This window comes from Terrabacter lapilli, assembly GCF_039531305.1.
GTDB lineage: Bacteria > Actinomycetota > Actinomycetes > Actinomycetales > Dermatophilaceae > Terrabacter > Terrabacter lapilli.
This window is the reverse complement of the sequence record NZ_BAAAPU010000007.1, coordinates 444739-458949: the sequence shown is the minus strand read 5'-3', so window position 1 is coordinate 458949 and position 14211 is coordinate 444739. Positions and strand designations below refer to the sequence as shown.

General features: G+C 72.8%; 19 protein-coding genes. 10 read left to right on the top strand and 9 right to left on the bottom strand.

The window, feature by feature from the left end:
* Nucleotides 1–21: 21 nt before the first annotated feature.
* A complete protein-coding gene (locus ABD241_RS10025; RefSeq protein ID WP_344061398.1) occupies nucleotides 22–621 on the bottom strand; it encodes an ATP-binding protein in 600 nt (199 codons plus the stop codon).
* Between the two features lie 103 nt (nucleotides 622–724).
* On the opposite strand from ABD241_RS10025, the gene ABD241_RS10020 reads away from it, so the two are divergent.
* On the top strand, nucleotides 725–1723 hold the full coding sequence (locus tag ABD241_RS10020; RefSeq protein ID WP_344061395.1) for an NAD-dependent epimerase/dehydratase family protein: 999 nt from the start codon (nucleotides 725–727) through the stop codon (nucleotides 1721–1723).
* Nucleotides 1724–1761: 38 nt separating this feature from the next.
* On the opposite strand, the gene ABD241_RS10015 is transcribed toward ABD241_RS10020, so the two are convergent.
* Nucleotides 1762–2238 (bottom strand): putative ATP-dependent zinc protease, encoded by a 477-nt coding sequence (locus ABD241_RS10015; protein WP_142180598.1) that lies wholly within the window; start codon nucleotides 2236–2238, stop codon nucleotides 1762–1764.
* A gap of 24 nt (nucleotides 2239–2262) precedes the next feature.
* Here ABD241_RS10015 and ABD241_RS10010 point away from each other — a divergent pair, with 24 nt between their 5' ends.
* On the top strand, nucleotides 2263–3456 hold the full coding sequence (locus tag ABD241_RS10010) for a RimK family alpha-L-glutamate ligase (protein WP_344061391.1): 1194 nt from the start codon (nucleotides 2263–2265) through the stop codon (nucleotides 3454–3456).
* A 78-nt stretch (nucleotides 3457–3534) separates the two neighbouring features.
* Here ABD241_RS10010 and tatA read toward each other — a convergent pair whose 3' ends face one another.
* Together tatA and ABD241_RS10000 are read right to left on the bottom strand one after the other, a co-directional pair.
* Entirely contained in the window at nucleotides 3535–3777 is a 243-nt protein-coding gene (gene tatA / locus ABD241_RS10005; RefSeq protein WP_344061388.1) for a Sec-independent protein translocase subunit TatA, read from the bottom strand.
* 227 nt (nucleotides 3778–4004) lie between these two features.
* Nucleotides 4005–4430, bottom strand: coding sequence for a GlcG/HbpS family heme-binding protein (locus ABD241_RS10000; RefSeq protein ID WP_344061385.1), 426 nt, complete (start codon nucleotides 4428–4430; stop codon nucleotides 4005–4007).
* 154 nt (nucleotides 4431–4584) lie between these two features.
* On the opposite strand from ABD241_RS10000, the gene ABD241_RS09995 reads away from it, so the two are divergent.
* Nucleotides 4585–5154: a PadR family transcriptional regulator gene (locus ABD241_RS09995; RefSeq protein ID WP_344061382.1), complete on the top strand. Its 570-nt coding sequence runs from the start codon at nucleotides 4585–4587 to the stop codon at nucleotides 5152–5154.
* Between the two features lie 56 nt (nucleotides 5155–5210).
* Here ABD241_RS09995 and ABD241_RS09990 read toward each other — a convergent pair whose 3' ends face one another.
* The 3 genes from ABD241_RS09990 to ABD241_RS09980 form a co-directional block, all read right to left on the bottom strand.
* A complete protein-coding gene (locus ABD241_RS09990) occupies nucleotides 5211–6020 on the bottom strand; it encodes a DinB family protein (RefSeq protein ID WP_344061379.1) in 810 nt (269 codons plus the stop codon).
* Between the two features lie 65 nt (nucleotides 6021–6085).
* Nucleotides 6086–6790: a DUF4396 domain-containing protein gene (locus ABD241_RS09985; RefSeq protein WP_344061376.1), complete on the bottom strand. Its 705-nt coding sequence runs from the start codon at nucleotides 6788–6790 to the stop codon at nucleotides 6086–6088.
* Nucleotides 6791–7101: 311 nt separating this feature from the next.
* Nucleotides 7102–7683: an SOUL family heme-binding protein gene (locus ABD241_RS09980; protein ID WP_344061373.1), complete on the bottom strand. Its 582-nt coding sequence runs from the start codon at nucleotides 7681–7683 to the stop codon at nucleotides 7102–7104.
* 98 nt (nucleotides 7684–7781) lie between these two features.
* On the opposite strand from ABD241_RS09980, the gene ABD241_RS09975 reads away from it, so the two are divergent.
* The 6 genes from ABD241_RS09975 to ABD241_RS09950 all read left to right on the top strand — a co-directional run bounded on the left by ABD241_RS09975 (nucleotide 7782) and on the right by ABD241_RS09950 (nucleotide 11715).
* Entirely contained in the window at nucleotides 7782–8678 is an 897-nt protein-coding gene (locus ABD241_RS09975) for a hypothetical protein (RefSeq protein ID WP_344061370.1), read from the top strand.
* A gap of 65 nt (nucleotides 8679–8743) precedes the next feature.
* Complete coding sequence (locus ABD241_RS09970) at nucleotides 8744–9181, top strand: VOC family protein (protein ID WP_344061367.1); 438 nt, start codon at nucleotides 8744–8746, stop codon at nucleotides 9179–9181.
* A 90-nt stretch (nucleotides 9182–9271) separates the two neighbouring features.
* Nucleotides 9272–10135, top strand: coding sequence for an ABC transporter ATP-binding protein (locus tag ABD241_RS09965; RefSeq protein WP_344061364.1), 864 nt, complete (start codon nucleotides 9272–9274; stop codon nucleotides 10133–10135).
* Complete coding sequence (locus ABD241_RS09960) at nucleotides 10132–10890, top strand: ABC transporter permease (RefSeq protein WP_344061360.1); 759 nt, start codon at nucleotides 10132–10134, stop codon at nucleotides 10888–10890. Before ABD241_RS09965 ends, ABD241_RS09960 begins: the two co-directional genes overlap by 4 nt.
* Nucleotides 10891–10933: 43 nt before the next feature.
* Entirely contained in the window at nucleotides 10934–11491 is a 558-nt protein-coding gene (locus tag ABD241_RS09955) for a MerR family transcriptional regulator (protein ID WP_344061357.1), read from the top strand.
* A 17-nt stretch (nucleotides 11492–11508) separates the two neighbouring features.
* On the top strand, nucleotides 11509–11715 hold the full coding sequence (locus tag ABD241_RS09950) for a hypothetical protein (RefSeq protein ID WP_344061354.1): 207 nt from the start codon (nucleotides 11509–11511) through the stop codon (nucleotides 11713–11715).
* Nucleotides 11716–11727: 12 nt separating this feature from the next.
* On the opposite strand, the gene ABD241_RS09945 is transcribed toward ABD241_RS09950, so the two are convergent.
* Together ABD241_RS09945 and ABD241_RS09940 are read right to left on the bottom strand one after the other, a co-directional pair.
* Nucleotides 11728–12243 (bottom strand): putative immunity protein, encoded by a 516-nt coding sequence (locus ABD241_RS09945; RefSeq protein WP_344061352.1) that lies wholly within the window; start codon nucleotides 12241–12243, stop codon nucleotides 11728–11730.
* Nucleotides 12244–12268: 25 nt separating this feature from the next.
* Nucleotides 12269–12745, bottom strand: a complete 477-nt coding sequence (locus ABD241_RS09940) for a CoA-binding protein (protein WP_344061349.1) — start codon at nucleotides 12743–12745, stop codon at nucleotides 12269–12271.
* Between the two features lie 250 nt (nucleotides 12746–12995).
* Here ABD241_RS09940 and ABD241_RS09935 point away from each other — a divergent pair, with 250 nt between their 5' ends.
* Nucleotides 12996–14144 (top strand): acyltransferase family protein, encoded by a 1149-nt coding sequence (locus ABD241_RS09935; protein ID WP_344061346.1) that lies wholly within the window; start codon nucleotides 12996–12998, stop codon nucleotides 14142–14144.
* Nucleotides 14145–14211: the final 67 nt, after the last annotated feature.

Genomic DNA, 14211 nt, shown 5'->3' with positions numbered 1-14211 from the left:
GGTCCCCGGTACGGCGCCCCTTCACCCACGCTCGTCCACGACCTCGACCGGCACGACGGCGGCATACGCCCTCGTCGCCTCGAGCAGCTCCGAGACCGACACGGCTGAGTCGACCAGATCGGGGTCGGGGCGGAAGTGCACGACGGTGCCCGACGCGTGCTGGGCCGGCAGCGTCTCCAGCTCTCCGACCGGCAGCCCGTGCTCGAAACGTCGGCGCCAGCTGCCCTCCGCCCGGCGGTTGGTGTGCACGAGCCACTCGCTGAGGGCGGCCACGACCGAGATGCCGGACCGGCGGTGGCCGTCGGGCAGCAGCGGCGCGTCGGACCGGCCGTAGAAGCGCAGGTCCCTCGTCGCCATGACGGGCTTGACCCGTGCCACGCCGTCCGCGTCGACCCGCGTCTCGGTGCCGCGACCGTCGTCGGACACGGAGACGGACCCGTCGGCGTGCAGCACGACGCGCACCTGACTGGTCGTGCCTTCCCGCGCCTCGTCGACGGGGTAGGCCAGGACCTCCAGGAGCAGGTGCGGCAACCCGCCGGGCGCCAGCGCCGCCCGGTCGCGGCGGACCTCGTCCAGGTGCTCGGCGTCGACGCTCGTGCTCCAGTCGTGTGTGGCTCCCACGCGAGCACCCTGCCAGACCTCCGGGCGGCTGGTCGGACCCACGGCGGTTCCGTTCTCGGCGAATCTGCTTGGCTGTGCGCCGTCCGGCGGTGAGGATCAGCGCATGAGACTGCTCGTCCTCGGAGGCACCCACCACGTCGGCCGCGCGTTCGTCGAGACGGCCCTCGCCCGCGGCGACGAGGTCACCACGGTGACGCGCGGGCTCACCGGGACCCCGGTCCCGGGCGCGCAGGCGCGGCACGCCGACCGGCTGGACCCCGAGGCGATGCGCGCGGCCCTGGCCGGCGACGAGTGGGACGCCGTCGTCGACACGTGGTCGGCCGCGCCGGTCGCGGTGCAGACGTCCGCCCGCCTGCTCAGTGGGCGTGCACGGCACTACACCTACATCTCGTCATGCTCCGTCTACACCTGGCCGATCGCCTTGGGCTCCGACGAGAGCGCCCCGGTCGACGAGGGCGACCCGTCGTCGACCGAGAGCACCGACTACGCGGCCGCCAAGCGCGGAGGCGAGCTCGCGGCCCTCGCCGAGTTCGACGGTGACGTCGCGATCGCCCGCGCCGGCCTCATCCTCGGGCCCTACGAGATCGTCGGCCGGATGCCGTTCTGGCTCCGCCGCATCGCGGCCGGCGGCCGGGTGCCGGCGCCAGGTCCACGTGACCGGCCGCTGCAGTTCGTCGACTGCCGCGACATCGCCGACTGGGTGCTCGGCTCGCAGCCGGTAGGCACCTACAACACCGTGAGCCGGCCCGGGCACACGACCATGGGCGCGCTGCTCGAGGAGGCCCGGAACGTGACCGGCAGCGAGGCCGAGCTGGTCTGGGTCGACCCGTCGACGGTCGAGGCGGCGGGCGTCGAGCCGTGGACCGAACTGCCGATCTGGGTCCCGCCGACCGGTGAGGCGGCCGGCCTGCACGCCCTCGACACGGCAGCCGCTGCGGCGGCGGGCCTGCGCTGCCGCCCGATGTCCGAGACGGTCGCCGACACGTGGGCGTGGTTGCAACGTGAGGGGCTGCCAGAGCGGCCGAACAACCGCGCCGGCAGTCCGATGGACTCGGCCGCCGAGGAGCGTCTGCTGGCACTGCACGAGGCCGGCGCCGGCTGACGCCCCGGTGGCGTCGAGCGTCGGCAGCGCCGTGGTGGTCAGCGGCCGCGGTTGCGGCGGCGGATCTCCTTGGGCGGCCGGCCCCCGGCATACGACCGGGAGGGGTCGACGACGTAGCCCTGGCGCAGCGCCTCACGGCCGACGAGCATCCTGAAGCCCATCCGGTCGCGCTTGCTCAGCGTCACCTCGGCGGGGACGGTGCGACCGGCGAGGGTGAGGTCCACCCGGACGACGAGCCGCCTCGTGACGTGCCCGGACGAGCTGCGGACGCGGCGGCGGTCGTGGACCGGGCACTCGACCGTCTGCGGGTCGGCGTCGGAGTCCTGCCACGGGTGGACGGTGAACCGCACCCACGGCCGGCCGTCGCGCTCGAACTCCTCGACGTGCTCCGCATGGAGGGACGAGGTGCGGGCTCCGGTGTCGATCTTGGCCTTGACCCAGGGCAGCCCGATCCCGGGCATACCGGCCCATTCCCGCCACCCGACGGCAGTGCTTGAATAGGCCGGCCCCGACACCCGCCCATCTTGGCAGGACCCTGCATGAAACTCGCGATCCTCTCGCGCGCGCCGCGTGCGTACTCCACGCAACGCCTGCGCACCGCCGCGCTCGACCGCGGGCACCAGGTGCGGGTGCTCAACACGCTGCGCTTCGCGATCGACCTCTCGGGTCCGGAACCGGACCTGCAGTTCCGGGGGCGGCCGATCTCGGACTACGACGCGATCCTGCCGCGCATCGGCAGCTCGATCACCTACTTCGGCACCGCGGTCGTGCGGCAGTTCGAGCAGATGGACGTCTACACGCCCAACATCGCCAACGGCATCTCCAACGCCCGCGACAAGCTCCGCGCGGCGCAGATCCTATCCCGGCACAACATCGGCATGCCGGCGACGACCTTCGTGCGCAACCGCGCCGACGTGATGCCCGCCATCGAGCGCGTCGGCGGCGCGCCCGTCGTCATCAAGCTGCTCGAGGGCACGCAGGGCATCGGGGTCATCCTCGCGCCGGAGATCAAGATCGCCGAGGCGATCATCGAGACGCTGCACAGCACGAACCAGAACGTGCTCATCCAGAGCTTCGTCAGCGAGAGCAAGGGCCGTGACATCCGCGCCCTCGTCGTCGGCGACCGGGTCGTGGCGGCGATGCGCCGGCGCGCCAAGGGCGACGAGTTCCGCTCGAACGTCCACCGCGGCGGCACCGTCGAGCCGGCGGAGCTGAGCCCCGAGTACGAGCAGGCTGCCGTGCGCTCGGCGCAGATCATGGGCCTGCGGGTGGCCGGCGTCGACATGCTCGAGGGCAACGAGGGCCCGCTCGTCATGGAGGTCAACTCCTCCCCCGGGCTCGAGGGCATCGAGATGGCCACCAAGCTCGACGTGGCCGGGGCGATCGTCGACTACATCGCCGGCCAGGTTGCCTTCCCCGAGATCGACGTGCGCCAGCGGCTCACCGTCTCGACCGGCTACGGCGTCGCCGAGCTCGTCGTGCACGCCGGCGCCGACATCATCGGCAAGACCATCGGTGACTCCGGGCTCGAGGAGCGCGACCTGCAGGTGCTGACGCTGCACCGCGGCGCGAGCGTCATCCCCAACCCGCGGCGCCGCGTGGTGCTCGAGGCCGAGGACCGGCTGCTGTGCTTCGGCAGGCTCGAGGAGATGCGCTCGATGATCCCGGAGCGGCGCCGGCGCCGGGCGAAGGTGCGCAAGCTGCCGCGCGACCCGATCCACACCGTCGCCTGACCGGCTGCGCCGGCACCCGGCACACGTCGTCGGGCAGGTGCGCCGGCGGAGAGGGCGTATGCCGTCCGCCGGGCTCGGTCACGCCTGGTGGCGTCGCGCCTCCAGTTCGTCGCGCAGGCGCTTGAACTCCGCCTCGGCGGCGGCGGCGCGCTCCTCGGCCTCGACGGCCGGGTCGGGACGGTGCATCTGGTCCATCTCCGACTTGAAGATGCGGGCGGAACGGCCGAGGCTGCGGGCCATGTCGGGCATCCGCTTCCAGCCGAAGAGCAGCACGACGGCGAGGGCGATGATGGCCAGTTCCGGCCACCCGAGATCGGCCATGGCACCCTCCTGGGATCGGCGGGTCGGCCGAGCCGGGCCCCCGCGACACTCGATGGAAGGGCTCACGATAGAACCACTGGCTGGGAGCAGGCCGGGATCCGCCTGTGAGTCACGGACTGTTCCATGAATGGTTCCGGCCGGCTGAGACCTCGGTCGCGGTGCTGGCGGCGGCCGGCAGCACCCGCGTCATCCGGTCGGCGCTCCTGAGGAGGTGGCGCCTGAGGTGGCTACTGGGTGGCTGCTGGAGTGGCGGCGGCGGTCAGGAGCGCAGCCGCGGCTCGGGCCGCGGCCACGTCGTCGGAGGGGTCAGTGCTCCCACCCACCCCCACCGCCCCCACGATCCGACCGTGCTGGCGCAGCACCAGCCCGCCAGGGAAGACGGCCACCGACCACGGGACGCCGGAGGTCATGGCCGGCACCACGGGCGAGGTCGGCGGCAGCGCGCCGGTGTCGAACCCGAGCCACGCGGCGGTGCGCGCCTTGGTGAGGGCGCTGTCGCCGGCGCCCACCGGCGCGTCGGGGTGGCGCAGCTGAACCAGGACGTGTCCACCGTCGTCGACGAGGCACAGCCCCGACGGCACTCCTCGCTGCTCTGCCTCGTCGAGTCCGGCCCGAGCGGCAGCGACCAGCTGTTGCAGGGTGAAGGGGGTCATGGGGTCTCCTTGCTGTCGCGGTCCGTCCGCGCGGATGCCGCGCGGACCGTGGCGGGACTCACCGTGGCGTGGTTGGGCCAATGTGATAGTCCAATCAGGACTAGTCCTGATTGGATGCTAGGCTCCAGCACGGCAACCAGCAAGGGGGACAGGGATGGCGACGAGGACCACGGACCGCGGGATGGCGGGCTGGCTGGCGCTCGGGCTGCTCCTCGACAGCCCGGCCAGTGGCTACGACCTGTGGCGGCGCGCCGAACGCAGCGTCGCGCACTTCTGGCCGGTGACGCGCTCGGCGCTCTACGCCGAGCTGCCGCGCCTCGAGAGTCGTGGCTTCGTGTCGAGCAGCGCGGTCGTCCAGAAGGGGCTTCCCGACAAGCGGGTCTACGCCGTGACCCAAGCCGGGCGCGAGGCCTTCACCGAGTGGCTCGACGGCCTGGAGATCAGCGAGCGACCGCGCCATCCGCAGCAGCTGCAGCTGTTCTTCGCCGCTCACGGGCCGGTCGACCTCGCCGGTCGTCTCGTCAGGGACTGGCGAGCCCGGGCCGAGCAGTCCGAGGCTCATTGCCTGCAGATCCTGACGGATCGGGGAGTCGACCCCGACACCGATGACCGCCCGCCGCGCGACCCTCGGCTGCTCACTGCCCTGTTCGGGCTGCGGCGGGCCCGGGCGGACCAGGCCTTCCTGGACGAGGCGGAGCAGGCACTCGGCCTCACCCCGAGATAGCCGGCCGCTCGGGACCGCGGAGCGAGCCGCCCCGCCTCGTCAGCGACGATGAGGGCTCAGCCGGTCGTCCGCGCCGCGAGCACGTCGAGGTCCCGCTCGGCGTAGAGCCGGTGCTGCCACTCCTCGTTGAGGATGGTCCCGAGGACCCGTGACACGGGGAAGGACTCCGGCTCGGGATAGCCCGGCTCGAGGACGGGCTCGGTGGATCCGGCGAGCGCCTCGTCGGTCAGCTCGTCGACGACCCGTCGCACCGTGGCCATGCGGTCGGCGCGCAGGGCCAGCACCTCGTCGAGACCGGGTCGGGCCTCCCGGTCGCGCGGCACGGGTGGACTGTCGGGCATGTCGTCGTGCGGCAGGTCGAGCGGGTGCCACGGCTCCGGGTCGCCGAGCAGGGCTCGGCGCACCCACGCGTCGGTGGCGAAGACGAGGTGGCGCAGCGTCTCGATGAACGACCACTCCCCGTCGACCCGCTCGTGCAGCAGCTCGGGCGGGAAGGTGCGGGCGCGCTGCACCGTCTGCGCCCAGAGCCGCTCGACGACGTCCCAGCCCTCGCGGTAGCCGGCCGCGTCGGTGGGCCGCATCTTGGGCCGGTCGGGGTGCCTGCGGTCGAGCTCGGCCTCGACGAGCGGCGCCACGTCGACGCCGTTGATCGTCAGGTTGCCGATGTCGCCGGTGATCTCGACGTCCTCGAGCCACACGTCGCGCGCCCGGAGGCCGCGCAGGTCGACCATGCGCAGCGACGCGCCGCTGAGGACGACGTCGTGGAACCGGGCGCCGTCGAGGTAGACGTCCTCGAAGGTCGCGCCCGTCAGGCGCGCCCGCTCGAACCGCTCACCCTGCCGGTCGTCGTACGTCTCGTCGGCCATCCCGGTCCTCGCTCCCTGTTGCGGTTGACGGAAGCGTAGGGCCGGGCGGCGACAGTGCGGGGGCTTCAGCGGGAGCCGGTGGGCGCCGCGTGTGCGGGCGCCGGCGACGAGGAGGACTGCCCGGACGTGGTCGGGCTCGCGATCCCGTCCGCGACGGAGACCACGAAGCCGCCGAGCATGAAGGCCGCGATGGCCGCCGCCATGGTCGAGGTCGAGATCACGGGGATGAGCCGTCGCGCGCCCGTGACCGGGCCGTTGGCGCCGTGGTGCTCGTGGGTCAGCGCGTGGCCCCTGCCGCGCGAGAGGAGGTAGCGGTTGACCGGGTAGGCCGCGAGGAAGGCGGCAGCCAGCGAGATCGACATGCTGACCCAGAAGACCGCGTTGACGAGGCCCGCGTTCATCGCGCCCGGGATCACGGCCATGACGAGGTTGTCGACGACCTCCATCGTCAGGATGGAGACGGTGTCCGCGGCCAGGACGAGCCTGAGCGCGGCGCCGAAGGTGAGGCCGCCGCGGAGCAGGGGCAGGCTCGAGAGCGTGTAGCCGAACACGAAGGCGAGCGCGATCGAGAGCGCGATGGTGGCACCGGACCCCAGGCCGACCGCCGTGCCGACCATGAGGCCGAGGATCTCGCCGACCGCACAGCCGGTGAGGCAGTGCAGCGTGGCGCTGGCGGCCATGGAGCCGAGACCGCCGCCGTGACCGGCGTGCTTCCCGGGACCGTCCTGCATCTCGTGTCCGGCATGGTGCTGGTGCTGCGTGTCGCTCATGGCCTCTCCTTCCTCGAGGGCGCCCGGGTCGTCCGAGGCGACCGCCCGGCATACCCCCGGTGGGTATGCGCTCCGTCTCGTGAACAGCGACAGGCGATGGCCCATTCCCCGGGCGAAGGCTGTCGCTGCAGCGACTGGACATGACAGCCGGACAAATCGGGAGGAAGTGGTCAGTCGGCGCGGCTCGTGGGTACGTCAGCGTCGAGAGCCGCGCTGCAGAGTGCGGCCCTCACCGTGGGGTCCCGGGTTTGCTCGTGGAGGGGTGACCCGGGACCCCTCGACCGAACCCGACGACGGCGTGCCGGCGCCGGCTACCCGGGCGGCTGGGCCGCGCCTGCACCCTCGACGACGTCCTGCACGATCTCGTTGCGGCGCAGGAAAGCCGGCATGATCGGCGGGTCGAAGCGGGCCCACCTCACCGGTCCGACCGGCGTCAGCCCGGCCGCCCGCACCGCCTGGTCGAGCTCGCCGCGGTGCTGCTCGAAGGCGCCCCTGCCCCACCCGCCGCGGTAGCGGCGCGCGGCCGCGAGGACGCCCGGTCGTTGCGACAGATGGACGTCCGGGTCGGTCGGTACGGGTGCGCTCTCGAGAGTGAGCGAGGAGGGCAGCACGAAGGCGACGGCATACTCCCCCTGGGACGTCTCGCGCTGCTCGACGGGCGCGGTCATCGCGATGCGTTCGGACGGCTGCTGCAGGACGGGTGCCGTCATCGCGACCTTGGTCTTCGAGCGGTTCTGGCCGCCGATGTAGCCCACGAGCGTCCGAAAGGCGAGGTTGCCGGCCTCCTCGAAGGGCGCCCGGACGACGACCTCGGCGACGACGTGCGGGGCGTAGCGCCGCAGCTCGAACTCGTCGTAGCGACGCACCACGTCGTAACCCAGCTTCTCGACCACGTCTCCGACGCTACCCGCGAATCCGGGAGCGTATGCCGTCCCGTGGGCGACGCGGGCACCTGCAGGGCGAGCCCTGCGGGCGCGCGAGAATGAAGGTCATGACTGCCGCCCCGGGCCCGGATGAGGCTCACCAGCTCCTCCTCGACCACGCCGACCGCACGCTGACCGGTCGGCTCGAGGACCCGGCCGTGGTCGCCGCCGTCGTCGGTGTCGAGCGGCTCGTGGTCGCCACCGGCTCGACCGACGAGGCCATCCTGCGCGCAGCCCTGGCCGGCGAGCCCGTCGCGGGCACCGACCCGGAGGTGGTGGCCGCCCTCGTCGCCGAGAGCGAGGCCCACGTGACGGCCGGCCTCATCCGGCGCGCCTCGGGACAGTCGGTCGACGCCGCGGTGGTCAACCCCGCATCCGGCGGCTACGACATCACGACGGACGCGACGCTTCTGCGCGCTGCCGTCCGGGCGGCACAGGGCTCGATCGACGCGATGCCGTACTACGGCGCCCGCTACGGCGAGCGCGGCTCGCGCTTCGCGACGACCGACTCGGCGTGGCTCATCTCCCTGGCCGGCCTCGGCGAGGGCCGCGCCATCCGCCAGGTCGAGTGGCTCTCGCGGGTCCTGGCCGCTCGCGGCATGCCGTCGTGGCTGCTCGAGACCCACCTCGACGCGCTGGTGGCGGAGGTGCGTTCGGTGGCGGGCGAGGAGGCGGTCGGCGCCCTCCCCGCAGCGGCGAACGCCCTGGCACACGCGCGTCGGCAGCACGTCGACGACGACCTGGTCCGGGCGGCCGAGCACTGGGCCGCGGAGGCGCTGGGCGACTCCCTTCTGGTGCCGCACACCGGCGCCCTGGTGGCTGCGGCGGTCGCGGACCAGCTCGCCGGGGTCACCCGCGACGACAGCGCCCTTCTGGACTGGTTCACCGACCCGGAGCGCGTGACCCCGCAGGCGGCGGCTGCGCTGCGCGCGGTGCGTCAGCGCGTCCTCGACCACGCTCGCTGACCGCAGCGAGCGCGGCTTCGCGCCCTTCACTCCCTTCCCGCGACCGTGCGATGTGACGATGGGCCATGGCCGTTCGACACTTCGACCACGTGGGCATCACCGTCGCCGACCTCGAGGCCGCGACCGAGTTCTTCGTCCGCCTCGGGATGGAGATCCAGGGCTCGGCGACCGTCGAGGGCGACTTCATCGACACGGTGACCGGCATCCCGGACTCGGCCACGCAGATCGTGATGCTGCAGCCGCCGGGGGGCGGAACCTGCGTGGAGCTCTCGAGCTTCGAGCGGCCCGAGCACGTCCCGGGCTCGCCGTCGGCGATGGCCAACGAGCTCGGACTGCGGAGCATCGCCTTCGAGGTGGATGACCTGCAGTCGATGGTCGAGCGGCTCGGCGCCGACGGCTACGGACTGGTCGGCGGCATCGGGGAGTACGACGGCGTGTGGCGCATGGCCTACGTCCGCGGACCCGAGGGCATCACGGTGGCGCTCGCCGAGCGCATCGGCTGACGGGGCAGCCGGTTCTCACGGCCACCTGTCGGGAACGCGTCGGAAATGACGCTTGACCTTGACGCTGCGTCAGGGTTGGACCCTCGTTGCATGACCACGAACAACGCCATCGAGCTCGTTGCGCTCACCAAGTCCTACGGCGACCAGTCGGTGCTCAAGGGCGTCGACCTGACCGTCCCGCGCGGCACCGTCCAGGCCCTGCTCGGGTCGAACGGCGCCGGCAAGACGACGGCCGTGAGGATCCTGTCCACGCTGCTCAAGGCAGACGGCGGCACCGCCCTCGTGGGCGGCCACGACGTCGCCACCGAGCCGGCGCAGGTCCGCGCCTCGATCAGCCTGACCGGGCAGTTCGCCGCCGTCGACGAGGTCCTCACCGGACGCGAGAACCTCGTCATGGTCGCCGAGCTGCGCCGTGTCGAGCGGCCTGGTCGCGTCGCCGACGACCTGCTGGCGCGGTTCGACCTGACCGACGCCGGCGGCCGCCGGGCCGGCACGTACTCCGGTGGCATGCGGCGTCGCCTCGACATCGCGATGAGCCTCGTCGGCGACCCGCCGGTCCTCTTCCTCGACGAGCCCACCACCGGGCTCGACCCCCAGTCTCGCAACGAGGTCTGGAAGACGGTCCGCCAGCTGGCCGGACAGGGCACCACCGTGCTGCTGACGACGCAGTACCTCGAGGAGGCCGAGCAGCTCGCCGACCGCATCGCGATCCTCCACGAGGGACGCATCATCGCCGACGGCACCCTCGCCGAGCTGAAGCAGCTCTTCCCGCCCACCACCGTCGAGTACGTCGAGAAGCAGCCCACGCTCGAGGAGGTCTTCCTCGCGATCGTCGGCGACGGCATACCCCGCCGTGGGGGCGGCGGGGACGCCACCTCAGCCGCCACCCCAGCCGCCACCCCAGCCGCCACCCCGACCTCGGACACCACAGCCCGCGAAGGAGCCCCCCGATGACCACCCACGCCCTCGACGAGACCCGTGTGCTGACCAAGCGGTCCCTGCGCCACGTCCTGCGCAGCCCCGACACGATCATCACGACTGCCGTCACCCCGATCGCGATGCTCCTGCTCTTCGTCTACGTCTTCGGCGGCGCGATCCACGTCGGCGGCAGCTACGTCGACTACCTGCTGCCGGGGATCCTGCTCATCACCGTGGCGTCCGGCATCGCGTACACCGCCTTCCGGCTCTTCACCGACGTCTCGAGCGGTGTCTTCGACCGGTTCGCGTCCATGCCGATCGCCCGCTCGGCGGTGCTGTGGGGCCACGTGCTGACCTCGGTCGTGGCGAACCTCGTGTCACTCGTGCTCGTCGTCCTCGTCGCCCTGCTCATGGGCTTCCGCTCGGGGGCTGGCGTGCTCGCGTGGCTCGCGGTGGCGGGGATCCTCGTGCTCTTCACGCTCGCCCTGACGTGGCTGGCCGTCATCCCCGGGCTCACCGCGACGTCGGTGGACGGGGTGAGCGGCTTCTCCTACCCGCTCATCTTCCTGCCGTTCATCAGCTCGGCCTTCGTGCCCACGGAGGGCATGCCGGGTCCGGTGCGCTGGTTCGCCGATCACCAGCCGGTCACGCCGATCGTCGACACGATCCGCGACCTCTTCGCGGGGCTGCCGGTGGGAGGCCAGGGCTGGGTGGCGGTCGGGTGGTGCGTCGGGCTCCTCGTCGTGGCCTACGTTCTCGCAGTGCGCACCTTCCGCCGGAAGATCCGCTGACCGCTCGACCGCCGTCCACGACGGCGAACAGGAGAATGGGCTCATGCTGACGATCGGCCAGCTCGCGGCGTACGCCGGGGTGACCGTGCGTGCGGTCCGCCACTACCACGCGAAGGGCCTGCTGCCCGAGCCGCAGCGGGACGCGTCCGGCTACCGGCGCTACGACGCCGCGGCGGTCGTGGCGCTCGTGCGCATCCGCGTCCTCGCGGACGCCGGCGTGCCGCTCTCCCGCGCGCAGGAGCTGCTCGCGGCCGGCGACGCGGAGTTCGCGGCGGCGGTCGAGGACATCGACCGCCGCCTGCGGGCGGAGATCCGCGAGCGCCAGCGCCACCGCGAACGCATCGCCCAGCTGGCGGCCGGGGACAGCCTCGCGCTGCCTCCCGAGGCCGTCGCCTACCTGGCCCGGATGCGCCAGCTCGGCTTCCACGACCGCCTCGTCGAGGTGGAGCGCGACAGCTGGATCCTCATCGCGGCGCAGATGCCCGAGCAGGTGCCCGTCCTCATGGCGATCAAGCACCAGCAGATCGAGGACCCGGTGCTGCGCCGGCTCTACCTCGACCTCGGCGACCTCGCCGACTGCACGCCCGACGACCCGCGCTAACCGAGCTCGCCGACCGGGTGACCGCCTTCATCGAGGCGGCGGCCGCGGAGGCGGAGGGCATCGCCGAGCGCGAGACCTACCCTCCCGTCAGCCCGGAGCTCGTGGAGCTGCTCGACACAGCCTTCCTCGAGTCCTTCCCGTGCGCGAGGCGGCTGCTCGGGCTGCTCGAGGAGCGCGGCTGGACCGGGTGGACCGACATCCGCCGCATCGAGCACGCGGTCTGAGGGCGCGTTCACTCAGCAGTCGAAGACGCTCCAGCACAGGGCGTTTCGTCGCTGCTGGTCGTCGAGGACGAGGTCGCGGACCTCCTCGGGCAGCTGCTCGCGCTGCCAGCGGCACTCGCCTCGCGCGGCCTCGTCGGCCCCACCCGCCGGCGCGGCGGCGCGCACCGCCTTGATGGCGTATGCCGCGGCGCCGAGGTCGTGCGCGGCGACGTGGGCCACGCACGCTGCCTGCCCGGCGGCATACGCGGCGAAGCGGGGCGCGCCCCGGAGCGGTCGCGCGGCGCCCATGGCGTGTCCACCTGCGGCGCGCGCCGTCATCATCCGGACGTCACCGCGCACCCAGGCACGCGCGTGCTCGACGGCGGTCCGTGGCCGCAGATCGCCCGGTTGCTCGCTCTCGAACAGGGCGAGGACGTGCTCCGCGCACGTCGCCGCCCACAGGGCGAGCTGGTGGTGGTGGTCGTCGGTCAGGGTGCCGCCGCGGCGGATGGTGGTGAGCCGCGGGTCGGCGACGGGTGGAAGGATCACGGTCGCCGGTCCCTCCGGCCGCGGTTCAGACGTTGTGCGGCACGTTGCCGTTGAGGCTGAACATCCAGCGCATGAACTTGTGGCCGGGGTCCGACGTCGGGTCGAACATCAGCGGGCAGCCACCGGGGATGACGCGGATGCCGTGCGCGCGGCCCCAGTCGGCCGCCTCCTCGGAGACACTGCCGCCTCCAGGCCCGCGGTGCATCCACACGTGCTTGATCCCCAGCCCTGCACACTCCTCCAGTGTCGCCTGGGCGCGCTCGGGTCGGGTGCCGATGACGACCGCGTCCACACCCCCGGGAATGGATTTCAGGTCCGGATAGGCGGTGTCGCCCTCGACCTGCTCGGTGTGGGGGTTGACCGCGTAGACGGCGTAGCCGCGCTCCTTAAGCCGCCGGTAGACGGCGTTGCTGCCGTGGGAGCCTGCATTCCGGGACACGCCCGTCACGGCGACGCGCTGCTGCCTGAGGAAGTCGGCTGCGGCATCCTTGATCGGTTCCATCGTGGTTTCCTCCCCTGCGGAGCGGCGGTGGTGTCGCACCTCGAGGTCCACGATGCTCCCAGCCGCCGGGCGCCGGTCAGGGTCGAAGGTCCCGGTCGGGCGCGGGCCGTCCGGCGCGGGCGGCGTCGTGCGCGTCGGCCGCGTCACAGCCGCCGCGCCGGCGAGACGAGGGCTCCTACGCTGGAGGGGGAAGACGCGGGCCTGCGGCGGTCATCCGCGCCGGGCCGCGGCAGCCCTTTGGAGGTGCGCCATGCGTACGAGGCCGGCACCCGTCGCCCACCCGGCAGCCGGCGACGCCGGCCGGCGGCGGGCCCCTTGGGCGGACAACCTCAAGGTCGTGCTCGTCTCCGGCGTCATCGTCGCGCACACGACCATGGCGTGGACCCATGTCGGCAACTGGGTGTTCGAGGAGCCACTCGTCCGGGAGCCGCTGCTGTCGGTTCTGACCCTGGTGACCGCGATCGTGTCACTCTTCGGCATGCCACTGTTCTTCCTCGTTGCCGGCTACTTCACGCCGAAGTCGCTGTCGCGCAAGGGATTCGGCCGATTCGTCGGGGATCGCGCGGTTCGGCTCCTCGTGCCGATGCTGGCGTACGTGCTGCTGCTGAGTGCGCCGATCGAGTTCGTGGACCCCGAGAACGCGGGGTGGACCGGCGGCTTCCGGGAGTTCGTGCCGCACGTGCTGTGGCCGCCCGCCCCCGGACCGACGTGGTTCCTCGGCGTGCTGTTCGTGTTCTCGGTCGGCTACGGCGTGCTGCGCGCGGCGGTGCCGGCTCGTGCCGAGCCTCGGTCGGTGCCGGGGTTCGGGCGCCTCGTGCTGCTGGCCGTCGTCGTCGCCGTGGCGGCGTTCCCGATCATGACGGTCGCCCCGCTGGGCCAGGAGGTCTGGCGTCTCGCGGTGGCCCAGTCGCCGGCGTGGCTGGCCGGCTTCGCGCTCGGTGTCGCCGCGAGGGAACGGGGATGGCTGCCCCTCGAGCCGAGCCTGGGCCGCCGGATCCGGTGGACCGCCTGGTCGGCTCTGGCAGCCGGCGTCGGGGTCTTCGTCCTCGCGACGGCCACCGGCATGGACCTCCGGCTGCTCCTCGGCGGCGGCTCGTGGCAGTCGGCCGTCATCGCGGTCATCGAGGGCCTGCTCGTGGTCTTCGCCTCGCTCTGGGTCGTGGACCTGTTCGGGCGCAGGTTCGATGCGCACGGCCCGCGCGGCCGGGCTCTCAGCCGAGCGGCCTACGGGGCGTTCCTCGTGCACCAGGGCGTGCTCGTCGCGCTGGTCCTCGCGTCCCACCGGCTCGGCTGGCCGCCCGAGGTGTCGTATGCCGCCGTGACCGCCCTCGGCGTGGCGGTCTCGTTCGTCCTGGGGCACCTGCTCACGCGCGTCCCGGGCATTCGAAAAGTCGTCTGACGGGCGAACCAGCAGTGCCTGCGGGCGGGGAGACCGGACCCCGCGCGGCCTCCTTGCCCGGCAGGAG

Coding starts and splice junctions, on each gene's coding strand:
- ABD241_RS10020 (WP_344061395.1), top strand. CDS start 725: ATGAGACTGCTCGTCCTCGGAGGCACCCACCACGTCGGCCGCGCGTTC.
- ABD241_RS10010 (WP_344061391.1), top strand. CDS start 2,263: ATGAAACTCGCGATCCTCTCGCGCGCGCCGCGTGCGTACTCCACGCAA.
- tatA (WP_344061388.1), bottom strand. CDS start 3,777: ATGGCCGATCTCGGGTGGCCGGAACTGGCCATCATCGCCCTCGCCGTC.
- ABD241_RS10000 (WP_344061385.1), bottom strand. CDS start 4,430: ATGACCCCCTTCACCCTGCAACAGCTGGTCGCTGCCGCTCGGGCCGGA.
- ABD241_RS09995 (WP_344061382.1), top strand. CDS start 4,585: ATGGCGACGAGGACCACGGACCGCGGGATGGCGGGCTGGCTGGCGCTC.
- ABD241_RS09990 (WP_344061379.1), bottom strand. CDS start 6,020: ATGGCCGACGAGACGTACGACGACCGGCAGGGTGAGCGGTTCGAGCGG.
- ABD241_RS09985 (WP_344061376.1), bottom strand. CDS start 6,790: ATGAGCGACACGCAGCACCAGCACCATGCCGGACACGAGATGCAGGAC.
- ABD241_RS09975 (WP_344061370.1), top strand. CDS start 7,782: ATGACTGCCGCCCCGGGCCCGGATGAGGCTCACCAGCTCCTCCTCGAC.
- ABD241_RS09970 (WP_344061367.1), top strand. CDS start 8,744: ATGGCCGTTCGACACTTCGACCACGTGGGCATCACCGTCGCCGACCTC.
- ABD241_RS09965 (WP_344061364.1), top strand. CDS start 9,272: ATGACCACGAACAACGCCATCGAGCTCGTTGCGCTCACCAAGTCCTAC.
- ABD241_RS09960 (WP_344061360.1), top strand. CDS start 10,132: ATGACCACCCACGCCCTCGACGAGACCCGTGTGCTGACCAAGCGGTCC.
- ABD241_RS09955 (WP_344061357.1), top strand. CDS start 10,934: ATGCTGACGATCGGCCAGCTCGCGGCGTACGCCGGGGTGACCGTGCGT.
- ABD241_RS09940 (WP_344061349.1), bottom strand. CDS start 12,745: ATGGAACCGATCAAGGATGCCGCAGCCGACTTCCTCAGGCAGCAGCGC.
- ABD241_RS09935 (WP_344061346.1), top strand. CDS start 12,996: ATGCGTACGAGGCCGGCACCCGTCGCCCACCCGGCAGCCGGCGACGCC.